25 protein-coding genes are annotated in these 25,120 nt (G+C 35.9%); 8 read left to right on the forward strand and 17 right to left on the reverse strand.

Annotation, left to right across the window (positions count from 1 at the left end):
• Positions 1–226: 226 nt before the first annotated feature.
• Genes L1967_RS17675 through ribD form a run of 3 tightly spaced genes read right to left on the reverse strand, consistent with a single transcriptional unit; the run spans position 227 to position 2,517 of the window.
• On the reverse strand, positions 227–838 hold the full coding sequence (locus L1967_RS17675; RefSeq protein WP_249602829.1) for an IMPACT family protein: 612 nt from the start codon (positions 836–838) through the stop codon (positions 227–229).
• A 34-nt stretch (positions 839–872) separates the two neighbouring features.
• Positions 873–1,484, reverse strand: a complete 612-nt coding sequence (locus L1967_RS17680; protein WP_249602830.1) for an HAD family hydrolase — start codon at positions 1,482–1,484, stop codon at positions 873–875.
• Complete coding sequence (gene ribD / locus L1967_RS17685) at positions 1,477–2,517, reverse strand: bifunctional diaminohydroxyphosphoribosylaminopyrimidine deaminase/5-amino-6-(5-phosphoribosylamino)uracil reductase RibD (protein WP_249602860.1); 1,041 nt, start codon at positions 2,515–2,517, stop codon at positions 1,477–1,479. Before ribD ends, L1967_RS17680 begins: the two co-directional genes overlap by 8 nt.
• A 29-nt stretch (positions 2,518–2,546) precedes the next feature.
• Between ribD and L1967_RS17690 the strand changes: the two genes are divergently transcribed.
• The 8 genes from L1967_RS17690 (at position 2,547) to L1967_RS17725 (ending at position 9,813) form a co-directional block, all read left to right on the forward strand.
• Positions 2,547–3,032: a GNAT family N-acetyltransferase gene (locus L1967_RS17690; protein WP_249602831.1), complete on the forward strand. Its 486-nt coding sequence runs from the start codon at positions 2,547–2,549 to the stop codon at positions 3,030–3,032.
• 360 nt (positions 3,033–3,392) lie between these two features.
• The gene (gene prmC, locus L1967_RS17695) at positions 3,393–4,244 is read left to right on the forward strand and encodes a peptide chain release factor N(5)-glutamine methyltransferase (RefSeq protein WP_249602832.1); all 852 of its coding nucleotides are present in this window, start codon (positions 3,393–3,395) and stop codon (positions 4,242–4,244) included.
• 14 nt (positions 4,245–4,258) lie between these two features.
• Complete coding sequence (locus L1967_RS17700) at positions 4,259–4,867, forward strand: LOG family protein (RefSeq protein ID WP_249602833.1); 609 nt, start codon at positions 4,259–4,261, stop codon at positions 4,865–4,867.
• Positions 4,867–5,517: a VOC family protein gene (locus tag L1967_RS17705; RefSeq protein ID WP_249602834.1), complete on the forward strand. Its 651-nt coding sequence runs from the start codon at positions 4,867–4,869 to the stop codon at positions 5,515–5,517. Before L1967_RS17700 ends, L1967_RS17705 begins: the two co-directional genes overlap by 1 nt.
• Positions 5,518–5,532: 15 nt before the next feature.
• A complete protein-coding gene (locus L1967_RS17710) occupies positions 5,533–5,898 on the forward strand; it encodes a DUF1304 domain-containing protein (RefSeq protein WP_249602835.1) in 366 nt (121 codons plus the stop codon).
• Positions 5,899–5,920: 22 nt separating this feature from the next.
• Positions 5,921–8,359 (forward strand): NAD-dependent DNA ligase LigA, encoded by a 2,439-nt coding sequence (gene ligA / locus L1967_RS17715; protein ID WP_249602836.1) that lies wholly within the window; start codon positions 5,921–5,923, stop codon positions 8,357–8,359.
• Positions 8,356–9,213 (forward strand): exonuclease domain-containing protein, encoded by an 858-nt coding sequence (locus tag L1967_RS17720; RefSeq protein ID WP_249602837.1) that lies wholly within the window; start codon positions 8,356–8,358, stop codon positions 9,211–9,213. Before ligA ends, L1967_RS17720 begins: the two co-directional genes overlap by 4 nt.
• A gap of 183 nt (positions 9,214–9,396) precedes the next feature.
• Positions 9,397–9,813 carry a hypothetical protein gene (locus L1967_RS17725; protein WP_249602838.1) on the forward strand — a complete coding sequence of 139 codons (417 nt, stop codon included), beginning with the start codon at positions 9,397–9,399 and terminating at the stop codon, positions 9,811–9,813.
• Positions 9,814–10,326: 513 nt separating this feature from the next.
• Here the strand turns inward: L1967_RS17725 and L1967_RS17730 are convergent.
• From L1967_RS17730 to L1967_RS17795, 14 genes are all read right to left on the reverse strand, one after another.
• On the reverse strand, positions 10,327–11,049 hold the full coding sequence (locus L1967_RS17730; protein ID WP_249602839.1) for a LytR/AlgR family response regulator transcription factor: 723 nt from the start codon (positions 11,047–11,049) through the stop codon (positions 10,327–10,329).
• A 10-nt stretch (positions 11,050–11,059) separates the two neighbouring features.
• Complete coding sequence (locus L1967_RS17735) at positions 11,060–11,386, reverse strand: Hpt domain-containing protein (RefSeq protein ID WP_249602840.1); 327 nt, start codon at positions 11,384–11,386, stop codon at positions 11,060–11,062.
• Between the two features lie 6 nt (positions 11,387–11,392).
• Entirely contained in the window at positions 11,393–12,439 is a 1,047-nt protein-coding gene (locus tag L1967_RS17740) for a sensor histidine kinase (RefSeq protein ID WP_249602841.1), read from the reverse strand.
• A 1-nt stretch (position 12,440) separates the two neighbouring features.
• A complete protein-coding gene (locus tag L1967_RS17745) occupies positions 12,441–13,577 on the reverse strand; it encodes an FIST signal transduction protein (protein WP_249602842.1) in 1,137 nt (378 codons plus the stop codon).
• Positions 13,574–15,943: a PAS domain S-box protein gene (locus L1967_RS17750; RefSeq protein ID WP_249602843.1), complete on the reverse strand. Its 2,370-nt coding sequence runs from the start codon at positions 15,941–15,943 to the stop codon at positions 13,574–13,576. The genes L1967_RS17745 and L1967_RS17750 overlap by 4 nt, the downstream gene beginning before the upstream one ends.
• The gene (locus L1967_RS17755; protein WP_249602844.1) at positions 15,921–16,481 is read right to left on the reverse strand and encodes a heme NO-binding domain-containing protein; all 561 of its coding nucleotides are present in this window, start codon (positions 16,479–16,481) and stop codon (positions 15,921–15,923) included. The genes L1967_RS17750 and L1967_RS17755 overlap by 23 nt, the downstream gene beginning before the upstream one ends.
• 6 nt (positions 16,482–16,487) lie before the next feature.
• Positions 16,488–16,901 (reverse strand): response regulator, encoded by a 414-nt coding sequence (locus L1967_RS17760; protein ID WP_249602845.1) that lies wholly within the window; start codon positions 16,899–16,901, stop codon positions 16,488–16,490.
• A gap of 196 nt (positions 16,902–17,097) precedes the next feature.
• A complete protein-coding gene (locus tag L1967_RS17765; protein WP_249602846.1) occupies positions 17,098–18,693 on the reverse strand; it encodes an MDR family MFS transporter in 1,596 nt (531 codons plus the stop codon).
• A 3-nt stretch (positions 18,694–18,696) separates the two neighbouring features.
• Positions 18,697–19,779, reverse strand: coding sequence for an HlyD family secretion protein (locus L1967_RS17770; protein WP_249602847.1), 1,083 nt, complete (start codon positions 19,777–19,779; stop codon positions 18,697–18,699).
• 13 nt (positions 19,780–19,792) lie between these two features.
• Positions 19,793–21,121, reverse strand: coding sequence for a TolC family protein (locus tag L1967_RS17775; protein ID WP_249602848.1), 1,329 nt, complete (start codon positions 21,119–21,121; stop codon positions 19,793–19,795).
• Entirely contained in the window at positions 21,111–21,731 is a 621-nt protein-coding gene (locus L1967_RS17780) for a TetR family transcriptional regulator (RefSeq protein ID WP_249602849.1), read from the reverse strand. Before L1967_RS17780 ends, L1967_RS17775 begins: the two co-directional genes overlap by 11 nt.
• Positions 21,732–21,835: 104 nt before the next feature.
• Positions 21,836–22,252, reverse strand: a complete 417-nt coding sequence (locus L1967_RS17785) for a hypothetical protein (protein ID WP_249602850.1) — start codon at positions 22,250–22,252, stop codon at positions 21,836–21,838.
• A 144-nt stretch (positions 22,253–22,396) separates the two neighbouring features.
• Entirely contained in the window at positions 22,397–23,116 is a 720-nt protein-coding gene (locus tag L1967_RS17790) for an energy transducer TonB (protein WP_249602851.1), read from the reverse strand.
• 277 nt (positions 23,117–23,393) lie between these two features.
• Positions 23,394–24,875, reverse strand: coding sequence for a S41 family peptidase (locus L1967_RS17795; protein WP_249602852.1), 1,482 nt, complete (start codon positions 24,873–24,875; stop codon positions 23,394–23,396).
• Between the last annotated feature and the right edge of the window lie 245 nt (positions 24,876–25,120).

The raw sequence follows: 25,120 nt of genomic DNA on the forward strand, positions 1-25,120 counted from the left end.
TACGAACCAAGAATCAGGATTATTATTTTAAATGCTGAATATGGTTTATGTTTTTTTGGTCGAAATAAGTTTATTATTAAAATAATGTCATTTCGACCGAAGCGGAGAAATCTTTATTCTCGTTTGAAAGAGATATTCTCGACCCGTGCCTCGCACTGCCAACTGCGACTGTCCACTGCTGCTCACTGTTACTGCCCACCGCTTACTGAGATTACTCAATGAAACCTTATTCCACTTTCTTAATACCTACCTTATAAGTACTGTCGAATTTATCGAATATGGCCTCGGCTTCTTTTTTACGAACAGAAAGATAGATTTTGCAATCTAATTCCAATTTTTGTTCGATAATATTCAGGTTATTTTCTTTGATAAGCCGCATAACGATATTCATTTCGGGATAATCAAAATGAACTTCAAAAACTTCATCGATGGTACGCTCTACGATATTCGAATTCTCTAGCGCCATTTGCGCTGTGGATTTGTAAGCATTTATGAGTCCGCCTACCCCTAATTTCACACCGCCAAAATATCGCACCACCACAATTAAGACATTGGTAACTTCAAAAGACTGAATTTGTCCGTAGATAGGCATTCCGGCCGAGTTAGATGGTTCGCCATCGTCATTGGCGCGATAATAAACATCCTGTTCCTCTTTACCGGTTTGCCAGGCATAACACCAGTGCCGTGCTTTGTGATGTTTCGACTTTAATTCTTCTAGGTGAACATTGGCTTCCTCTTCATTTTTAATAGGGAAAGCATAGCCAAAAAACTTCGAATTTCGGTCTTTAAATAAAACTTCTTTAGAGGCTTTGGTAATGGTTTTATAGGTGTCCTTCATTTTGGCAAACTAAGGATTTTTTGACGGAATCGCCCTAAGAGAATAATTCTTTCTTAGTAGTAAACAAATCAATCACATCTTCTCGTGTGGGTTCAAGATTCCATACATTGATGCCTAAAGCAGCGGCAGCATCGGTATTTTCCTTCGTATCATCTATAAAAAGACATTCTTCAGGTTTTAAATCGTGCTGTTTTAGTACATATTTGTAGATATTGGCATCTGGTTTTCTAAAATTGATTTCGTAAGACAGATAAAACGCATCAAAACATTGCTGAAATTCGTTAAAAAAAGGTACATTTTCTTTAACCCAATCGATATGAATTTCGTTAGTGTTGCTTAAAAGTATAAGCTGGTAATCTTTCGCTGCAGCCAGTTTTTTAATGAATTCTAATCGGTATTCGGGGAAATCGACCAGTATGGCATTCCAGGCTTCAAGAAATTTTTCTTGCTCAATCGCACTAAATTCGTTTTTGTAGGTATTGAAAAATTCTTCTGAAGAAATTAAGCCCTTTTCGTATTCCTGATTGATTGTAATGATAGACTCTGGTAAATTTTTAAGGCCAAATTTCTCTAATTGTTTTGGGGTAGCCGATTTATCTAAATTGATAAAAATATCGCCAAAATCGAAAATGATGGTTTTAATCATTTAAATAGGTCTTTAATAAATTGTCTTCTATTTTTTCTTCGGAAATTAACTTTCCCTGAAATTCAGGTGCTGAAATTCCTTCTTTAAGCTGAATATTTCCGGTAAATACCCGGGCTTCATCCCATAATTCAGCATCGATAAAACTCTGAAGCGTTTGCAAACCACCTTCAATTATGATCGATTGTAAATTTTCCTGAAACAAGATATTTCCAATTTGCTGTGGTAAATTTTTGCTAAAATCAGCTTGCCGATATTCCACGTTTTCCAGTGCTTTTTCCTGAATATCTTCAGCAATAACAATGGTTTTTATACTTCCGTCGAAAATAGCCGATTCCGCCGGGATTTTTCCAGAGCGATCGATCACCACGCGTACAGGATTATTCCCGGCATGCAATCTGGTATTTAGTTTAGGATTATCGTTAATGGCGGTTGTGGTTCCTACAAGAATCGCCTGTTCTTCTGCACGCCATTTGTGCACCAGTTGTTTGGAGTAGCGGTTACTGATCCAGACCGGCGCGCGATCTTCACGTTTTAGCGGAGCGATAAAGCCATCTTCACTTTGCGCCCATTTTAGTATAATATAAGGATGTTTTTTATTGTGAAAAGTAAAGAATCGCTTGTTGAGGTGTTGCGCTTCTTTTTCTAAAACCCCCAGCATTACATCGCAACCAGCTTCCATGAGTTTTTTAATGCCTCGCCCGGCAACCTCAGCAAAAGGATCTACCGTGGCCACCACCACTTTTTTAATGCCTTTGGCGATGATGAGATCGCTACAAGGCGGAGTTTTCCCAAAATGGCTGCAAGGTTCTAAACTTACATAAATGGTAGATTTCTTTAAAAGCTCTGGATTTTTAACCGAATTTACCGCGTTAACCTCGGCGTGAGCTTCACCTGCTTTTTGATGCCAGCCTTCGCCAATGATCTTGTCTTCGTAAACGATAACGCTACCCACCATGGGGTTTGGATAAGTGCTTCCCAGTCCGTTTTCGGCGAGTTGCAAACAGCGTTTTATATATTTTTCGTGTATATTCACAGCCACAAAAATAGGATTAATTCGTAAGAATGAGCACGCTTAAAATAAGGGAAATTCAGCAGCAAGACAATCAGCAGGTTAAAAAAGTTATCCGGGATGTTTTAATAGAAATGGGGGTTCCAAAAGAAGGAACTGCTTACGAAGATAAAGCTTTGGAGGATATGACTGCGGAATACAATGCCGAACGAAAAGCTTATTTTGTTATCGAAGAAGATAGCAAGATCATTGGCTGTTGCGGTATAGGCCCGCTACCAGGATTTGAAACCGAAATTTGCGAATTACAAAAGATGTATTTTTTACCCGAAGCTCGTGGAAGAGGTCTTGGCGCCCAAATGATGGAAACCTGTTTGAAGTTTGCCAAAAATCAGAACTATAAAAAGTGTTATATCGAGACATTGCCTTACATGAAAGATGCCTGCAAATTGTACAAAAAGACCGGCTTTAAGGAATTAGAAAAACCTTTGGGCAGTACAGGACATTATAATTGTACGGTTTGGATGATTAAGGATCTATAGCTAGACATTAGATGTTAGATCGCTTCGCTGTTAGAATTTAGGGAATAGACTTTTTTTATTTTGAATTTTAAATGTTGAATTTTGATTGAGATTGGAATCAAGAACCTAGAAACTAGAGGCAAGAAAGACTATTTAAAATTTAGTTTTAAACATTAAATATTAACAGAAGCTGAATAAGATTTCTCGACTCGTACCTCGCTCGAAATGACAAATTTCTTTCTATGGTCATCTCGACTTTATGGAGAGATCTTTTTGATTTTTGAGATTAGAATCAAGATTCAGGAATCAAGAATTATTTTAAATTTTGAATTAAATGTTCCCCCTTCGGGGGGTAGGGGGATAAAACTGTAAACTACCAAAATGACCACCACGCAACTCAAAAATCAATTCTTAGAAGATCTTGGAGATCACTATCCAAAAGAAGAAATCCTTTCCTTTTTCCATTTATTGGCGGAGCATCATTTGAAGTTAAGTAGGTTACAGATCGCTTTAGAACCTAATAAAGTGCTTAGCGAGACTGAAATTATTGAATTTGAGTTGGCTTTAGGCAAACTCGGTTCTTTTGAACCTATTCAGTATATCATCGGGGAAACCGAATTTTTTAGTCTGAATTTTAAAGTTGCCCCCGGAGTTTTAATTCCGCGACCGGAAACGGAAGAATTAGTCCAGTGGATTTTAGATGAGGTACTGCTTCAGCAAAAATCAGCTGTAAAAATCCTCGATATCGGCACGGGAAGCGGATGTATCCCCATCAGCTTAAAAAAACATTTACCGGAGGCTCAAATTTCAGCCATAGATATTTCAGAAGAAGCGCTAAAAATCGCTAAAATCAATGCTGAAAATAATAAAGTTGCGGTCGATTTTATGCAGCAGGATATTCTTTCCGCAGAAAAATTTCCCCAACAATTCGATATTATAGTGTCTAATCCGCCTTATGTGCGAGAATTAGAGAAAGCTGAAATGCAGCAAAATGTGTTGAGGTACGAGCCAGAAACTGCCCTTTACGTAAAAGACAAAAATCCTTTACTTTTCTATAATAAAATCACGAAATTAGCACAAGAAGGGCTTTCAAAAAATGGATTGTTGTTTTTTGAAATTAATCAATATTTGGCAGAAGAAACGGAAACCATGGTTAAAGCGCATGGTTTTAAAACGGAACTTCGAAAAGATATGTTTGGTAATTTTAGAATGCTGAAAGCCCAAAAACGCTAAAAAAAACTGCTATTTTGGAAGAAAAGAAAACACAAAATTCCCTAAAAAGTATCGCTGTATTTTGTGCCAGCAGCGATGGGGTCGATTCAGAAATCATAGAAACCGCTAAAAAACTGGGAGCCTTTTTGGCTAAAAACAATATTCGTTTGATTTATGGCGGAAGTAAACTTGGTTTAATGGGGCATGTTGCGACCGGGGTTAATGAAAACGGAGGGAAAGCCACTGGTGTAATTCCTGAATTTTTAAAAACCAAAGAAGTGGTGCATACAGGATTGGACAAGTTGATTACCACCCAGGATATGCACGAGCGAAAACTCACTATGCATAAACTAAGTGACGGTTTTATTGCGCTTCCCGGAGGTTTTGGAACTTTCGAGGAGCTTTTTGAAATTATTACCTGGGCGCAACTGGGCTTACATCAAAAACCAATTGGATTGCTAAATATCAATGGTTTTTACGACGATTTGGTAGCCATGCTCCGTAAAATGGTAAAAACAGGTTTATTGAAAAAAGCCAATTACGATTTGCTTATTATTGCTGAAACCATCGAAGAGTTATACGAAAAGATGAAGTTTTTTAAACCACAGCCCACCCCAAAGTGGATTACTAAAAGTCAGACGTAATGAAGATAGAATATTTAGAAGTTTATACTTCGGCGATAAAGGAGCAATTAGGCTTTTATCGTGATGTGCTTGGGTTTTCCATAACCGAAGTGGCTGAAAATAGCTTTAGGCTTTCTACGGGCTTTACTGAAATTTGTTTTAAGCATAAAGAAGATGCAAAACCTTATCATATTGCATTTCATATTCCTGCTCATAATGAAAATCTGGCGTTACAGTGGTTAAAGAAACGCGTAAAGATTGAAAAAAATGACACCGAGGAAATTATCGATTTTAGTAACTGGAAGGCAAAATCGATGTATTTTAAAGATCCCGATGGCAATATCCTGGAATTTATTTCAAGGAAAAACCTATACGAGTGGGGCGATACTGTTTTTAATATCAATTCTATTGTAGGAGTTGCCGAAATTGGTTTGGCGGTAGACATCATTGAACCTTATTATAACTATTTGCATCGACAATTCGATTTAGCTATTTATGATGGTAGTTTAGATCGTTTTTGTGCTATTGGCGATGACGAAGGACTTATCATTGCGGTTAATCGCAATAATAGAGATTGGTTTCCTACCAACCAAACGGCATTTGAAGCCGATTTTAAAATTAATTTCACTCATCAGGGGTCAGCATTTAATTTTACATCTAAAGAGGTATAAGCATTAAAATTAGATATGGGGGCAATAATTGTTATTTTAAAGGTCATTATAGTGATAGAACATTTCTATATCCTTTGGTTTGAAATGTTTGCCTGGGAAACCGTCGGAAAAAAAACTTTTAGATCCCTGCCTGCAGATCTTTTTCCAAAAACTAAGGCTCTAGCGGCTAATCAGGGTTTATATAACGGTTTTTTAGCGGCCGGTTTGGGATGGACTTTTTTTATAGAAGATACCTATTGGCAACACAATATTTCCATCTTTTTTCTATTATGTATAGCCATAGCAGGGATTTATGGCGCCTTAAGTGCCAGTAAAAAAATATTCTTTGTTCAGGCGCTACCGGCCATACTTACGCTTTTATTAATTTTTATAGAACAATAAGCTTCTTTTAATTTCAATATAAATGGATATCGAAAATAAAATATATACCCTTCGGGAAGAATTACAGCATCATAATTATCAATATTACGTATTGGATAATCCTGAAATCAGCGATTATGATTTTGATATGAAGCTGAAAGAGCTTCAGGAATTAGAAGAGAAGCATCCTGAATTTGACGATCCTAACTCGCCAACGCAACGTGTTGGGGGGGCGGTAACCAAGAATTTTGCGACGATTGTCCATGATTATCGTATGTACTCGCTTTCTAACTCGTATTCTAAAGAAGAACTGCAAGATTGGGAAACTCGTATTCGGAAGTTGGTAGACGGTGATATAAAATATACCTGTGAGCTAAAGTACGACGGTGCATCGATGAGTCTTACGTATGAAAATGGCCAATTGGTACAGGCGGTGACTCGTGGTGACGGATTTCAGGGGGATGATGTAACAAATAATGTAAAAACCATTCGGTCGGTACCTTTAAAATTGCGGGGTGATTATCCCGAGAAATTTCATATTCGGGGAGAGATTGTATTGCCTTTTGAAGGTTTTGCAAAATTGAATGCCGAGCGTGTGGAAAATGGAGAAGAGCCTTATGCCAATCCTCGTAATACCGCTTCTGGAAGTTTAAAATTGCAGGATAGTGCTGAGGTATCGAAACGGCCGCTGGATTGTTTACTGTATAATATTGCGGGTGAAAATCTACCAATTTCGTCCCAGTTTGAGAGTTTAGAGAAAGCTAGGGATTGGGGCTTTAAAGTTCCGGCAGAATCAGAACTTAAAAATAACATCGATGAAGTTTTAGACTATATCAATTACTGGGATATTCATCGTCATGATTTGCCTTATGAAACTGATGGTGTGGTGGTAAAAGTGAACGATTTTGGCCAGCAGGAAGAGTTAGGCTATACCGCAAAATCACCGCGATGGGCGATGGCTTATAAATTTAAAGCCGAACAGGAAACGACCAAACTCCATAAAATCACTTATCAGGTTGGTCGAACAGGTGCGATTACCCCGGTTGCTAATTTAGAACCGGTACAACTGGCAGGAACGATTGTAAAACGTGCCTCTTTGCATAATGCCGATCAGATCGAAAAACTGGATATTCGAGAAGGTGATAAAGTTTTTGTAGAAAAAGGTGGAGAAATTATTCCGAAGATCGTTGGAGTAGATTTTAAGCAACGCGATCCAGAATCTGAACCTACAAGTTACGCTACACATTGCCCGGAGTGTGGAACTGAATTACAACGAAATGAAGGCGAAGCGCAACACTTTTGCCCAAATTATGTAGGCTGCCCGCCGCAGATTATCGGTAGGATGGAACATTTTGTTTCCAGAAAAGCGATGGATATTGATGGTCTTGGAAAAGGAACCATCGAAATTTTATATTACAATGGCATTATTAATAATTACTCCGATTTCTATTATCTCACTTACGACGATATTATCGGTCAGGAACGCTGGTTAGATAACGAGGAAGCCGGTATTAAAAAAGATGGCGAACTTCAGGTAAAACTAGGTCAGGCGATCTATGCTTTAAGTCAGGGTTGGGGGAGTATAACCAGGGCAGATTCTGAAAGAATAGGAAATGAAATTGTACAATTAGAGGAGCTTTTTAGTTTAAATATTGCTGAGATTGAAGGTGCCGATGAAAAGAAATTCAAGCGATTTCTAAGTGAATTGAATTCGGCCATGCAGCGTGTAGATGTTTCAGCATATACTTCGATGGAAGATTGTGTTTCAGTAAATTTATTGATCGACCTAAAATTTCCCGATCATCAGGAAAACCAGCCGGCAAAAGAAGCATTAAAAAATGCGGATTATATCGATGAATTGCTTCGTAATGAAAGCTTTCAGCATTACCCGAAATTCGATGATTTTATCACTAAAATTTCAGATCGAAGCCGGATTAGTATTCAGAAGAAAACCACTGAAAATATATTGAATTCCGTAGAGGAATCTAAAAAACGAACTTTCGATAAAGTGTTATTTGCGCTTGGAATTCGTGATGTGGGAGAAGTAAGTGCCCGTAAAATTGCCGAGCATTTTGGGAATATCGACAGTCTTATGGCAGCAAGTACTGAAGAACTTATCGAACTTCGTGATGTTGGAGAGCGCGTTGCTGCAAGTATCACCGAATTTTTTACCGATAAAGAGAATCTTGAAATTGTAAATCGCTTACGTGAAAAAGGCTTACAGTTTGAAATGGAAGAAAAAGAAACCGCTTCGAATAAATTGGATGGCCTAAGTTTTGTGGTTTCGGGGACTTTTTCTATTTCCCGAAATGAACTGAAAAAGCATATTGAAGACAACGGAGGTAAGAATTTAGGCTCTTTGTCTAAAAGTACATCTTACCTGATTGTTGGGGAGAAAATGGGGCCGAGTAAAAAAGTGAAAGCCGAGAAAGAAGGTATAAAAATGATTAGTGAGGAAGAATTTTTTAAAATGATTGAATGATAGAGGATTTTGTGGCTTTTGATTTTGAAACCGCGAGTGGGAAAAATCCCTGTTCGTTGGGAATGGTGGAATATAAAAATGGTATAAAATACCGCGAATTTTATGAATTAATAAATCCTGAAGTCGCTTATTTTAATCCTTTTGCGGTACAAATTCACGGGATTACTTACGAAGATGTACAGCACGAAAAGAATTTTGCCGAGCTCTGGGAAGAAATGCTTCCTTTTATAGAAGGCAAAACTTTGGTCGCGCATAATGCGAAATTCGATAATGCCGTATTGCTTCATTCGTTACAGCGTTACGGTATTGAATTACCACAATATACCAGTTTTTGTACGCTGCAACGATCAAGAAACCTGATACGATTACCCAGTTACAAACTAAGCTCTTTGGCGAATTTTTTTGAAGTACCACAATTTCATCATCACAATGCTTTAGAAGATGCATTTGTTTGCGGTGAATTATTTTTAAAACTAAACCGGGTAGAGGAGGAGTTACAACTACAGGAAAAGCACGGTATAGATTTTCCTTCAAGTTATCTAGACTGGATTGCAGAAAAGCAGGGTCAAAACGTGCAAATTCGGCGCAAAGCGCTGGCAGGTTTTAGTGAGTCATTTAATGGGTTACGATTTGTGATATCGGGGAATTTTCAGAATTTTTCCAGAGCGGAAATGCAGAAAATCATTATGCAGCATGGCGGTCGCATTACAGGGGCGGTTTCAGGGTTAACCAATTATCTGGTTTGTGGTACCGAACCTGGGCAGGCAAAACTAAGCAAAGCTAAATTAACAGGCACCCGGATAGTTTCGGAAAACGACTTGTTGAAAAAGATGAAAATAAGTGACCATTTATAAAATGATAAAATAAAATGGATTACTATTTTTTTAATTTCTTCGTTACTAAATTATATTTAAGTTAATCATCTTGTGTGAGTTGGTTAATTATTTGGTGTTGCGTAAATTTGGCTTCCCCCGTACTATACTCTCTACTTAATTTTTTGGTATTGTTTTTTATAAAAATCCTCACAATAGTACCAAATGAAATTATATTATTCCGGTAATCATACCAAAATTAGACGTTTAGTCCACCGAGCGAATCAATTAATTGTAAGTCCGTTTTACCTTTCTGAACTTAAGAAGTACCTGGTTGCAAAAGGCAAAGAAGATAAGTTTGATTTATTTAAAGGCTTATTGGATAAAGATCAGGAAATTTTGGTTAAAACTTATTTACGCATTTTTTCTGGAACGTGTATAGAACTTAAACATCATGTTATTGCTGTAAATACATTTAGATTAAATAAGTCACATCGCGATTTATTAGCATTGCTTACAGAAAACATGTATAGGGAAATGGATGCGCAACTCGAAATTTCAAATCTTCTAAATTTAAATAGTAAACCAGAAAAGGAAACTTTCTTTAAAGAAATAGGGGCGATCTCTAAAAGTTATATTTAGGTTGTGGATATATAATAAAAGAGAATGCCGGGTAACCACTCCCGGCATTCTCAACCTAACCTAACCAACTAACTAACCAATCTTATAATCAATCCAACTATGTATAATGTATTAGCCTAAACAATTTTTAAAATTCCCTTTTCTTTTATTTTGAAAAGGGAATTATTATTCCAATCCCAATCTTTTCAATAAAGGCAGTAATGCGGTCGCACCAATTCTTTTATCATTTATCTACCAAGGAAGCTTGTATCCCGGACCGTTTAATGCCTGCTCAGTACCAAACCTAGAGACTTAATTAGTAGGGCTCTTAGTCTTTTAGGAACAATGCTGAGCTGTTAACTCAAAAACAAAAAATTATGTAAAACATCACGTAGTTTTCTGATATCATTATCACTTAACTACATGACAAATATAGGGCAGCAATAAAGCTGAAATTAGAAGAAATCGTCGAGGATTTTTAAAGTGTAGATGGGTGGTAAATAAGTGCCGTTGAATTGTAATTTAAAGATCTTTTTACAAAAGATTTAAACGTTTCATGAGTTCTGGGCGGTTAGAACGGCTTACAGGAATTACATCTTTCTCAATTAAAACACTATTATCTTCTATATCAATAATTTTGTCTACGTTTATGATGAAAGATCTGTGAATTTTTAAAAATAGATTCTCGGGTAACTTTTCTTCAATTTTTTTCATTGTAGAATGTACCGTGTAATTTTTTCCTGATGTTTTTATCAAAATATAATCACCTCTTGCTTCTATCAGGTAAATACTGGGGATATCTATTTTTATTAATCTGCGATCAATATTTACGTAAAGATCATTTCCTGATTCTTTAGGGTTTGCTTCTACTTTTTCTGAAGCTATATCTTTTGTGTGCTCCTTTGGGGCAAAGTTTAGTGCCTTTTTAATGGCCTTATCAAATCGTTCCTGGGTGATGGGCTTTACAATGTAATCTACAATACAATCGTATTCAAAAGCCTCGATCGCAAAATTTCTATCTGAAGTTGATAATATTATTTTTGGAGGGTTTTTTACAGTTTGAATAAAATCGAAACCGGTAAAATCTGGCATGTGTATATCTAGAAAGATAAGATCGACCTCATTTTGATTAAGATGTTTGATCGCCTGGATAGCATTAGAAAATTCTGCCTGTATTTCTAGATTATCATTATTGGATGCAAGTTTTTTTAATATTGTTCTTGCTGCTGCTTCGTCATCAACAATTATACACTGCATAGGTTAGATTTTAGGCTTTTTGAATAAACGTGGTCATTGCGTTAAGAATCTCTTCAAATTGGCTAAATAGATCTGCATCAACAACCCCTTCTCGAAGTTTGTCTTCATGATCTATAGCAACCTGATAACTCTTTTCTAAGCCTAAAATACTAATTTTATGTTTAATTTTATGAACATCGTCTCCTGCTCTCATAAAATTATCTGTTTCTAAATGATTTTTGTAGCTTTCTATTTCCTGCGGAAGTTCTAGACGCACTACATCGAGCAGTTGTTCTTCAAATTCTTTGTCGCCACCAGATAGCTGGCTTATGTAAGAGTAGTTAGGTTTCTCTTCCATGTTTATTTATTTAGGTAAAGTAAAGTAGAAAATGGTGCCTTTTGATAACTCACTTTCTAACCAGATTTTACCCCCATAAAAATCAATAATCTTTTTTACGATGGATAAACCAATTCCGGTAGAATTAAAATCATTATCAATCTTTTCAAATATCTGAAAAATTTTCTGAAAATGATCTTTATCGATGCCTTTTCCGTTGTCTTCAATAGAAAATTCCCAATAATTATCATTTTCTCTAACGTCGATTTTAATAATGCCTTCAGGTTTATCAATGCTTTTCACCGCATTTTGAATTAAATTCTGAAATAATTGCTGAAGTCTAAATTTATCACCGTGCACCACGGGAAGCTGATCTGAAATTTCAATTTTTATATGCTCAGATTTGTAAATAATCTGTATGATTTCGTCTACCAGATGTTTTGTGTCTACATCGTAGGTGTCTAAAATTTCCTGATCTATGGTAGAGTAATTAAGAATTCCACCAATCAGGGCATCCATTTTTTCTACACTTTTAAGCACCATGTTTAACTGGGTAATTCCGGTTTCTTCAATTTTTTCGGCGTAATCCTGTTTTAACCAGGTTACTAAACTATTGATACTTCTTAAAGGCGATTTTAGATCGTGAGAAACCATGTGCGCATAATCTGATAGGACCTGATTTTTCTTTTCCAGGTTTAACAAAAGTTCCTTTTGTTCTTCGTGGATTTTAGCTATTTCCCTGGATTGTTCTTCGATATAGGTGGCAAGATCAGAGACATTAAGTTCTTCTTCAGGTTCGTTTTTGCTTGCTGAGTTTTTAATATCTAAAGTGGTAATGACAGCCCTTAAACGGTCTAAGATTTGCTTTTGGCTTTGTGCTTCTAACTTTAATTTTCGGTTAGCACTAAATAATTCGTCTGAGCTTATTTTCATAGCACGTTGGATCATGCTTAGCTGCTCATCGTTGTTTTTATAAGATTCCTCTACCGCATTAAAAAAATCTTTGAACCTATCATCCTTTGCTAATTTTTCAGGAAAATATTTTCTTATTTGTCGGCTTAGTAGAGGATTCATGCTATTCGCTAATTAGGGTTAGTGTCATGGTTTGATTGTGCAGGTTACATTCGGTACTCGTAAAAAATGGCGCTATTTCTCCGTAGGAGTAAAAACCGGCTATAGCAGCTTGTTCTCCTAAAGTTTCAGAAACTTCTTCAATTTCTTCTTCTACGCGTTGGTCCATCACCAGTTTACGGCCAATACAGCTTACCAGTAAAGCAAGTTGTGGCGGTCTGGAATGTTTTTTAAGGGCCATTGCGGCAGCGGTGGCAGCTCCTTCGGTAATGCCATCTACCGTTGCCATCATTAACTGAGCGCTAGAACCTTCAGGAACATCGCCGGCTAAAATCATCGATTTATTTTCGATGTCGATATTCAAAATGGTACGTACCAAACTTTGTTCTTTACCTTCCTCTTTAATATTTAAAGGATAAAATAGTGCGGCTTGTGGAAGCTGATTGGCTTTATTTCCCAGATATTTCGAATAAAGGTCTAAAGCAGGTAGATCATCTAATTCCATCAACACATTCCCTTTTGATTTTGTGATTATTCGTTCTGGCCCAAAAGGTATCCAACCACCAAAACTGGCATAGCTAATGTCTAGACTTTCGCCATACAGGCCAATCATTACAATTTCCCCTTTTTTAGGGTTTTCGTTATAAGAGGCTAAAGTAGTTTCAAACCTGGCGCCATCACCACAAAGCCCACCTGTTAAGCTAATTTTTTGCTTGGTGTATTTTTCAATCCCTTTAATTAAATCACTACCATTCACATAACTTCCTTCAGAAATTATAAAAAAATGTTTTAGATTTTCTTTTTTAAAGTGGCTGGCCAATCCAAAACCAAGGGCTTCTCCATTTTTATTATATTCCAGGATGTTGGCCGTCTTAATTTCAAAAGTAGATTTTTCGAATTCAATTAGAGTTACTGCAATTGAGTTTTCGGTTACCTTTTCAGTTATAATTTCTCCCGCCGAACTGCCAAAAACAAGATGTCTATAGGGGAATTCTTCTCTTATGTCCTCTAAAACTTCAGGGTCCTGTAGCAATTTTCTTTCGGCGAAAATTAAAACCAAAGGATTGTTTAGTTGTTCTTTATGTCCACCTTTGTATTGCCAGGCAGAACCTTTTGTTTTTAGGGCCTGAATTACTTTCATGATTGTTTTTTTAAGCTGAAGAAAAATACGGTTCCCTTGCCAACCTCACTATCTAACCAAATCTCTCCTTCATATAAATCGATTACTTTTTTTACGATACTTAAGCCTACACCTGTAGACTTTTCGTGAGTTCCCAGTGCATTAAAAATCTTGAAAATACGCTGGTGATGTTCTTTTTCTATGCCTATACCGTTATCTTTAATGCTGAAGGTGTAATGTGTTGTATTTTCTGTATAGTCGATTTCTACAAATCCTTTTTCTTTATCAATATAGTTTACCGCATTACTTAAAAGGTTTTGGAATACCTGCTGAATTCTTGTGCGATCACCATAGATTACCGGTAATTTTGTAAGAATATTTATTGTAATATGCTCTGGGACATAAATCAATTCTATAATATCTGATACCAGTTCCTGAAGGTCTAATTCCTGATTTTGAATATTGCCATCTTCAATGCTGGAATATCTTAGGATATTTTCGATAAGATGATCCATCTTTTCTACTTTTCCCTGCATAAGATCCAGGTTCATCATACTTTCTTCGCCAAGCTTTTCCCTAAAGTCTTCTTTTGTCCAGGTTAAAAGTGCAGAGATATTTCGTAAGGGTGATTTTAGATCGTGAGAAACAATATGGGCATATTCATTAAGATGCTCGTTTTGTCGCTCCAGGTTTTTTAGTAACTGTTCTTTTTGAGCTTCTAGCTGTTTCATCTCGGTAATATCCAGATGAATTCCGATAGAGCCAATCATCTTGCCATTTACGTCATAATTGGGTGCTCCGCTCACCAACCAGTATTTCAGTTTGTTGTTTTTGGTTTTTATACGTACCTCGTAGGAGTTAGACATTCCCTTTCTTCGAACTTTATCGTTTTTATTAAAGTCTGCTTTAGATTCAGGAATTAAAAAAACATCAGAGGCGGTTTTTCCAATGAGTTCTTCTTCGGTATAACCACTCATTTCAGTAAAACTTTGATTGGCCATAAGGATTTTATCGTTAAGATCTACCTCTAAAAGGCCTAAGTTCATATTGGCGATTATACTACTATATTTTTCTTTTTGGGCCTTAAGGCTTTCTTTGTAATTTTTTTGGATAGTTACATCATCATAGCTCCAAAGATGGCCTTTGTATCGGCCTTCATGATAAATAGGAATGTAACTGCGTTCATAAATACTTCCGTTAACGAGTTCTAATTCTTCACCAATAATAATTTCTTTTTTTTGTAATAACTCATTAATTCTTTTTACAAATTGTTCTGGATTTTTAAAGTATTTTTTATTCTCTTCTGCAGCATTAGAACAATCGGCGCCTTTTAATACTTCTGGTGTGGCCTGGATACCAAATAGATTACAGAATTTGTTATTTGTGAGTAGGATTTTACGATTTTCATCTTCTAGTAAAATCCCCGTTTGTAGGTTAACAATTAAGGTTGAAAGTCTATTCTCGGACTCTTCAATTTTTTCTTTGGCTATTTTTTCTTTGGTAATATCCTCAACGGTAGCTACCTGATAGAGTATTTTATTGTTTTCATCTCTAATGGCAGCAACTCTTGTTTTGGCCCATAAGGTTTCCCCGCTTTTTTTAATATAGCGTTTGTTGACGATGTAAGAGTCCATTTTACCTTCGATCATTTCCCTTAATTTTTCACTACTATCTTCATCTTCTGGATGGGTGATATCTTTAATGCTAAGGCTATTGAATTCTTCAAAAGAATATCCAAACATATTCACCAAAGCTTTGTTTACCTTAAGGAGTCCTTTAAAATTGGTTCGGGTAAGTGAAATGCCAATGGGGGAGTTGTCAAAAATTAAATCTAGCTGTTTTTTTTGGGATTCTAGCTGTTTTTTAATCTCTATTTCTTCAGTGATATCTCTGGCGACACCTTGGGCAGCTATAGGTTTTCCTTCACGGTCATAGATAATACTCGCATTAATTTGTACGATCTTTTCTATGCCATCTTTAGTGATGATACGTGCTCTATAATCGTTATAACTACCAGTATGGTATAGCTGTTTAAAAGCTGCTGCGGTATAATCTACATCATCTGCATGGACTAATTTTAGTAAGTTTACGACCTCTTTTTCATTGTCGTAACCCAGCATGGTTTTAGCCGCATGATTCATTTTTAAGACATTCCCCTGAATGTCCATAATGATATATGCATCTATGATATTTACAAAAACACCTTCTAATTGTGAGGTTTTTTCGTTAAGAAGTTCTTTAAGACGATTGTTAGACTGGCGCAGTGCCTCAGAGAGATCAAACAATTCTGTTGATTTCTCTTCTAAAATTTTTTCAGCTAGTTTTCTTGCCTTTTTTTCTCTCTCAAGTGCTCTTTCTAAAATTTCAATTTTTTTGGTAGGCTCCATGTTTTTTAGATATCAGGAATCTGACCTTAGTCCCATTATTTTCAATTTTTTCTAATCGTATTTGGGAATTCTGGTCGTAGTGTTCAAACGTTTTTTCCATTAGGGCTTTGGCGAACATGTACATTGCTCTTTCTGAAAAATACAAAATTTCCAGTTCATCTTCGGTCTTTTTTTCAATTTTAAAAGTTGGAAGCTCTGCGCCTGGATATAATTTTCTTACCTGAACATGAATATGATTTTCTATAGAAGAAAGTAATTCTATGGGATCTTTATACAATGCAAAGATCCCAGGATGGATTTTTATGAGCGTATTAAAAAAATAGAGTCCGTAGTGGTAAATAAGATCGTCTAACGGGATCGTTACTTTTTTACTAAGATTTATTAAAAGACTTTGCATTTCGACAAAGTCGTAAGTACCTACAGAAGTATAAACACCTTCAGATTGAAGTTTAGATTCTGTAATAATATGGTCTACTACCTCAATACCAAACTTTTTCTCGACCATATCGAGAAATTCTGTAAATACGATACCTTTCATGATATATTATCCTTTAATTAATTCATTCTGACTCCAATAATCTAAGGCACTACTTAATTTAGATACATAATCTTCGTACTTTAAAGGTTTAATCATGTATCCGGCAATACCAATTTTGTAACACTCTAATAGATCTCTTCGGTTACTGGAAGTGGTTAGGATAATCGTAGGGATGTATTTTAAAATATCATCAGACTTTAATATTTTAAGAAATTCGATACCATTCATTTTTGGCATATTTAAATCTAAAAATATAATGTCTGGAAGGCGATCTTTCTTATTTAAGATCGTAAGGGCTTCTTCACCATTTTTAGCTTCAATGATATGGTGAGGTAGGGATAAGGACGAAATTGTTCTATTCAATTTCATCACTTCGATCATATCGTCCTCTATAAAAAGGATTGTTAGCTTATTTTTCATTGTAATTTTAGTGTCTTATGGGAACAAAATTCATATAATATTAGTGAAAATAAAATAAGATTCGTTTAATTAGGAATTAGTGTCGTTAAACGGTTGGTTTTGATAGTTGATTGGAAAGGGATAATAAAAAGCCATCGGAAAATTGGGGCTTCCGACGGCTTTAAATATGCCACTAGTGGCATTTGGGGTAGCAATTTTAATGAACAGAACTGGTATCTACTTTACCTGATCCTTTTTTAATTAACAAAACAAAAGGAACGCATATTAGAAATAAAATTCCCAGATAAAGAAAAATATCCATATAAGAAAGTACAGTAGCCTGTCGCATAATATTTGCATTTATGAGGGTGTAAGCTTTATCCAAAGATTCGTTAATACTAAATCCTTTTTGAATAAAGCTTTGTTGCAATGCTTGTATTCTTTGCTGTACCTGGAAATCGATCTGGCTTATGTTTGGTATTAAATCTACCCTGTGTTGCTGGGTAAAACGTGAAACAAAAGTGGTTATGATCGCAATCCCAAAAGATCCTCCTAGTTGTCGCATCATTCCTGTAAAAGCTGCACCATCACCAATATCTTTACCTTTTAGCGTAGAGAGTGAAAGCGTAGTAATAGGAACAAATAGCAATCCTAATCCCACACCACGTACGACCAGTGGCCAAAACATATGCTCAGATCCTGTATCTGGCGTCATCAATAAATACATCCATAAACTGTATAAAAAGAATATTCCAAATCCGGCGGCTGCCAGCAATTTTTGTGGTACACCGCGTTCTAACAGTTTACCGATAATAGGCATCATTAAACCAGTGGTAATCGAACTTGGAATTAGTAAAAGCCCGGCATCTGTAGCCGTCCAACCTAAGATAGACTGTGTGTAAATGGGAATAATAAAAGTAGAACCAAAAAGACCAAAGCCAAGTATAAATGTGAGTATGGTACCAATACTTAAGTTTGTGTCTTTTAGCACTCTGAGATTTACGACGGGATATTTATAATTAAGTTCTCGCCAAATAAATAATATCAGTCCAAAAACAGCCATTATCGATAAGGTGACAATAGTCCCATCTTCAAACCAATCGTCTTGCTGGCCATGTTCTAAAACAAACTGTAAAGATCCTATAAAAGTGGCCAGCAATATGATACCCCACCAGTCGACTTGGTTGGCTTTAAGTTTATCACCATATTTAGGACTTTTTACAAAAAGGATCGTAAGGAAAGTCGCAATAATCCCAAGTGGAATATTAATATAAAAAATATACGGCCACGAGAAATTATCTACTAAATAACCGCCCAGTGGTGGTCCTAACGTGGGGCCAACGATAACACCCATCCCGTAAATAGCCTGAGCCATACCACGTTTTGCTGCCGGATAACTTTCAGTAATGATTGTTTGGGCTGTTACCAAAAGGGCACCGCCACCCATTCCCTGGATAAACCTAAAGGCAACCAGCTCCCAGATGTTGGTGGCATTTCCGCAGAGAAAAGAAGAAACGGTAAAGATGATAATCGAAGCAGCAAAATAATTTCGGCGACCAAACTGTTTAGAAAGCCAACTGGTCATTGGGATAATAATAACATTAGCAATAGCATAAGCTGTAATTACCCATGCTATATCTGTTAACGTGGCCCCAAGACTACCGCGCATATCATTTAGCGCAACATTCACTATCGTGGTATCAATAATTTCCAGAAGTGCACATAAAACGGCAGTAATTGTAATAATTACTCTCCTAAAACCATATTCAACCAGACTGTCCTCGTCTTGTATTTGAGCTTTATCTACTGCCATAATTTATTTTAAATGCACGTCTACCAGAACGTTCATTCCAGAGCGTAGACGCTCTAATTTTTCTTTATCATTTTTATCTGAAAATTCAATTTTAACAGGTAATCTTTGTATTGTTTTTACAAAGTTCCCTGTGGCATTATCTGGAGGAAGAAGTGAAAACTTTGCTCCGGTTGCTGGAGAAAAGGCCGTAATTTTACCTTCAAACTCATAATCTGGATAAGCATCAACCTCGATTCCAACTTTTTGGCCAATTCGCATTTTTTCAAGCTGGGTTTCTTTAAAATTAGCAGTGATCCATTTGTCACTGGTATTCACCAGGTAAAATAGTGACTGGCCCGGTTGAATAAACTGTCCTGGCTGAATAGATACACTAGATAATTGCCCATCTATAGGCGCGGTAATTATGGTGTAATCCATATTTAGCAAAGCAGCATCTAAAGCGGCTTTTGCACTTTCTACATTGGCCTGAGCTACGCTAACCTGATTTTCTGAAATTTCTGTTTGTGAAATGGCTGCATTACGCTGGCTGGCCGAAGCTTTTTCCTGGTTCTTCAGGATTTCTAATTGTTGTTCTGCTTCTTGCTTTGCCGCCAGTGCCTGTTCGTACTGTTGCTCTGTAATAGAATGATTAGCAAAAAGATTTTTATAACGCTCAAAGTCTTGTTGAGCTCTCCATAGTTTGATTTCGGCAGATTTGATGTTTCCTCCGGCAGATTTGTATTGAGAGGTAGACGCGGCAGCATTGGCCTTATAGGATCCTATACTTACTTTTGCAACGTTAAGCTGGCTTTCTGCCGCTACTAAATTAGCTTTGGCCTGTTGTAGCTGTACGTTATAGTCACGATTATCGATCACTAAAAGCGTATCGCCTTTTTCTACTTTTTCATTATCACTTACATAAACTTTTTCAATATAACCGCTAACATGGGGAATAATAGGGTTCATATTGGCTTCAATTTGGGCATCATCGGTTTCTTCGTGAGAAAGGGAATGTATAAATTTATAGCCTCCGTATACGATTCCAATCAGTACTAATGCACCTATTATGAAGACAAACTTCTTGTTGCTTTTTTTCTTTTCTTTCATCTTAGTAAAAAGATTAATTGTTTTTGAAATTGAATTTGTTTGTTAAAAGACCTTCGGCTTGTAATAATTGATAGTATTTTAAGCTAATATCGGCCTGGGCGTTGGTTTTATTTATTTTAGACTGAAGTTGATCTACATCGGCTTCTAAAAGATCATTGGTGTCTACAAGTCCATTGTCATATTTGTCTTTAACAATGCGGTAGTTCTCTTCGGCTTGTTCCTGTGATTGTGAGTAAACTTCAAATTGGGTTAAAGCCAGTTGATACTCTTCTTCGGCATTTTTAACCTGAATTTTTACATCATCTTTGGCTTTAGCGATAGTATATTCAAGTTCTTCAGCTTTATGCTGCGCAAGCTTTACATCATTCTTTGCTTTAAAAATTTTCGAAATATCATAGCTTACCCCAACACCTATATTCATGGCATTGGTCACGGTTAACGCATTTTGAATATCTAAAGCGGCATATCCGCCAAGTAATGCGATCGAAGGATAATAGGCAGATTGTGCCATTTTGATATTGTTTTCTGAGGCCTTTTGCCTATAATCCAAGGCTTCTAGATCTGCACGTTTTATTGTGATATTTTCTATAGCAGGTGTCATACCAATGGTTTCTACAGGTAAATTAAAAGTGAAATCATCTGGCATTTTTAAAAATGTCGCCAATTTAAAGTTTAAAATACTTACATTTTTCTGAGCTTCCTTTAGTGTAAGCTTAATATTAGCTTCCTGAAGCTTCGCTTTTAAAAGATCATTTCTGGCTAATAGTCCATTTTCTTCCATCGCACTAAAATCTTTTACACGCTGTTGTGCGCTTTTAAGATTTTCTTTTACAACCGCTACTATTTGTTGCGCTTTATAAAGATTAAGATAAGTACTTATGGTTTGCAATGCGATACGTTCTTTGGTACTTGTCGCTTCAAGACTTGTCGCTTCAAAATTATTTAGACTGGCATCTATCGCGTTTTTTAATTTAAACCCCGAGAATATGGGCACAGAAACGCTAGCCTGGCCTATCATGATCTGGTTAATATCTGGTGTGCCAACCTCCTTAGCTTCTCCTTCAGTAGGATTTGAATTTCCTACTGCAAGTTTCAGGTTTACATCGGGACTAGTGAGATATTGATATTGTCCAGAAAGGGAAACCTCTGGATATTGATTGTTTTTGGTAACCTTCAGTTCTTCTGAAGCTGTTTTAACGGTTGTTTCTGCAAGTTTGGCATCATCACTGTTGTTAAGGGCAATGCTTACTGCTTCTTCAAGGCTTAAAGTTTTGTTCTCTTGAGAAAAACTTTGAAAACCAAAAAGTAAACAACACACTAAGACTAGGGATTTACTCGTCATACGTTAAAAGTGCTTTAATGGTTTTTTGAATATGTTGTGTTAGCGTAGTAGTTACAAATTCATCGAAATTCTCTTCCTGGAAAAGTCCATGAGCTTTAGAATATATCTTTTTGTTGTAGTACAGGTTAAAATAGCTGCCTAAAATGGTAGGGATAATAAGCTCTATATTTACATTTTTACTAAAAACACCTTCTTTTTGCCCTGCTTCAATTAGTTTTTTGAATGTGTCTAAATTTTCCTGCTTTTCTCGAAGATAATTGGAGAAATCGATTTTAGGGTTTTCTCTGGAAAATTCAAAATGGATCAGCTTTTGGATCCTTCGGCCATTATGGATACGTTTAATGATCACTTCAATTAAGGCATCAATCTTTTCCATGAAGGTGCCTCCTTGCTGTATTACCTTGTCTATTTCAATTCTAAAGCTCGAAATCCGGTAAGAGACCAAAGTTTCCAATAGCTTTTCTTTACTTCCGAAGTAATAAGAGATCATGGCAATATTAATACCGGCTTTTTTAGCGATCATTCTAACTGAAGTTCCATCAAAACCATTTTTAGAAAATAATTCTTCTGAAACTTTTAGAATATGTATTTGTTTTTCATTTAAATCCATAAGCTGAATTACAAAAATTCGGTAACAAATTTAAACAAATGTTTAAATCAAACGTTTGTTTAAATTCATTTTAACATATAACGTTATAGATGTAAATGGGGGAGTTAAGATATTTTCTCCTCTTGAAGTTCTCTTATACGCTGAAAAGCTTCATGAAGTGAGCTCACCTGATAAATTTTACGTCGGTAAAACATGCGTTCGAAGATAAGGTTCATCATGCCTGAAGGATGGGGTGTGATGACTGAAAAACTTTTTAAAAAATAAAGATTATTAAAGAATTTTAACCAATCTTGGGAGACGGTATAATACTTGTTTATGCGGTTGGAGATATAATGAGGACGGCAGTCCTCACCCAAAATTCTTTTTGCATCGATAATTACTTTTTCTGCGCATTCCCAGTCAAAAGTAATTCCTTCGTGTATTTCAGAAACCACAATATCTTCTAGGAAATAGAAAATTCCAAAATCATAATCGATAATCTCGATTACCTGATCGACATATTTCGAATCTGAGAGTCTCATGGTATCAATTATATGCACCTTTAAATTACGATTTTTATTTGAATTGATGAAGTTAAAATTTAGTTTCTTTTGATGGAATAAAAAGCAAAAGGCCGGAAAAAATTCGCGGCCCTAAAAGCGTATAATTTATCAATACTTTCTTTTTTAGTTTTGTACTTTAAAGTTTATAGGAATGGTATAGCGAACAGGTACGGGCTTGCCTCGCTGTTTTCCAGGTTCCATTTTAGGTAAAAGTTGTATTACTCTTTTACCTTCTTCTTCAAGAAGTTTATGAGGTCCTCTTGCCTGTACATTTTTAACTTCTCCGTTTTTATCTATTTCAAACATTACCATAACACGGTTTATACCGCTTAGGCCTAAATCTTCGCCTATGCCGGTGTTGAATTTTTTACTGATAAAACGAGAGATTTTCTCACTCATACATGCTTTTCGCTCTTCATTGTCCTTTAAACTTTCGCAACCGGGAAATAAGGGGACATCCTCAATAAATTCAAATGGTACAGGGTCAACCGGTTCATCGTCAGGTACTTCAATAATATCATCTACATCAACAATATCATCCAGGCTGGTTTCCGTTGGTTCAATATTGTCTTCGGGATCGGGAGATTCATCGTCGATAAGTTCAATTACCGGAGGATCTTTAGGTTTTGCTGGTGGTAATTCCTCTTTTACTTTTGTTATGGGTATCGCCTCCTCTTCAGGAATAGTAAAATCATCCCATGGTTCTGTTGTAGCCTGCTGGTGATCATACGTTTTTAAATTGATCATAAAATAAGATAATAGTAAGACGACGATAAGTCCAATTTGTAAAAATAGAACGTTTTTTTTCCTAAGATCTGCCTTCGGGTTTTTCTTCGGTTTCATAATAAAAGAATTTATGTTAATAAAAAAAGTTACAACTTGAACTTATCAGACGTGCTGATTATTAGGGTAGTGGGGATGTTAGCTCAAATCACAACAAGTGTGCCGAAGAATTGAGATTTTGAATTATAGATAAAATATACTTAGTGGAATATTAATATTTGATGATTGTAAGACCTGTTTTTCTTGAGAGCATAGAAAAATTCTTTTTTTCTAAGACATAAAAAAGCGACCGTCTTTCTAGGTACGGCCGCTTTAAATAAGGATCAAATAAATAATCCTATTCCTTTATCATAGGTGTTTTATCAATGTACATTTTTTGGTAAGTAGGCTTAAACATATCACTTTCTCCAATTTTTTCGAATTTTAAATGGTCTTTATTCTTCATCCTGGATTGCATTTGATTTCTATTTAAAATTTCGTCGATAGCTCTTGCCAGATAAGGCTCCTCGGGATCACCTAAAACTCCCATATTTTCAAGGTCTTCAGTTATTATTATATCTGGTATAAGTCCATCTTTAAAATCTGTATATCCATCTTTATTGGCCATTTTCAAAACAAGAGGCTGCATGGCATAAGTATGATCTTCATTCCTATTTTTGTCGTTAAAAGTTGGGCTATCATATAGTGTTATTGATGCCTGAAATTTACCGGTAGTAGTCTTTCCAATATGAACAACATTTATATAGGGTGTTAAGCCGTTAATAATTAATTCACTTGCCGAAGCTGTGGCCTGGGTAGATAAAATATAAATTTCGTTGAGGTTTAAACTATTTATGCTTTGTCCATCACTTAATTCTGAATCAAATTCGTTTATAAGAAAATCTGGAGTATAGGTTTCGTAATATTCCTGGTAGTCTTTATTCCATTGTTCTTTGGCAAAAACCTGACCTTCAAATTGTCCTGTTATCATACTGGCTAAATCTGTAGCTGTATTTACCGACCCTCCACCATTATATCTTAAATCTAAAACCAGATCGGTTACATTTTCACTTTTAAATTCACCAAATGCGGCGTTTAGTTCTTCATCAAAATTAGCTATAAAGCTATTGTACATAAGGTAGCCTATTTTTCTACCCTCAATTTCAAAGACTTTGGTGATAAAAACAGGGTTCATGGTGTAGTAATCATCGGTAAGTGTTGCGGTCTCATCAGTTAAGTAGATCGCATTATTTTCAACATAACCAATATTAATAGTAAAAGAATCTTGTGTTAGTAGTTCATTGAAATTAGATAGTGTTAACTGTTCTCCATCAACTTCAGTAAATATATCACCTCGGGAAAGCCCGGCTTCTGCAGCAGAAGTTCCTGGTAAGATATATTGTATATAACCAAAGATGTTATTGCTACCTTTCAATAAACCTAAGCCAAACTGAATACCGGTAGCACCGCTAATGCCATCGAATTGATTTTCAAGCTCCTCATAGTCGTCCACCAAATAACTAAATTCATCTTGATTGGAAAGTAGAGAATTAAAAAGTGACTCAGGGGAACTAAAATCGTTTAGGAATTTCTTTTGTGCCTCGTCATCGTCGAAATAGTCATCAGCCAGTTCTGGTACATCGGCCTTATAGAGATAAATGTCATTAAGCCCTCGATATATGAAGCTTTTAACCTCAAAGTCAATTCGTTCTTCTTCGGTTAGTTCTTTTTCTTCTTCGGGTGCGGGATCAACCTCTTTTGGAGGATCATTATCTTCAGAGCATGCATTGAAAGAAAATAAGCTTGCTAAGAATAATACTAGTAAAAAGTTCTTTTTCATAGGATATATTGTTATTTTATTATTTGATTATCAGTTATTATGCCAATTGGTTTTGTGAAATATACGTAGATATAGTTACGGTGGATTACTACAAGGTAGATTTTAACGTTAAAATTCTACATTATGTCATGAATATAAACCCCCCATTTTTTAAAATTAATTAGTACTCATAAAAGGTATTTAAGGTGACTATAAGTTGGTCACCCGATTGTCATTTTAATTTCGATTAGGAGCATTATTTTATG

The organism is Zunongwangia pacifica (genome assembly GCF_023499215.1).
GTDB classification, from domain to species: Bacteria; Bacteroidota; Bacteroidia; order Flavobacteriales; family Flavobacteriaceae; genus Zunongwangia; species Zunongwangia pacifica.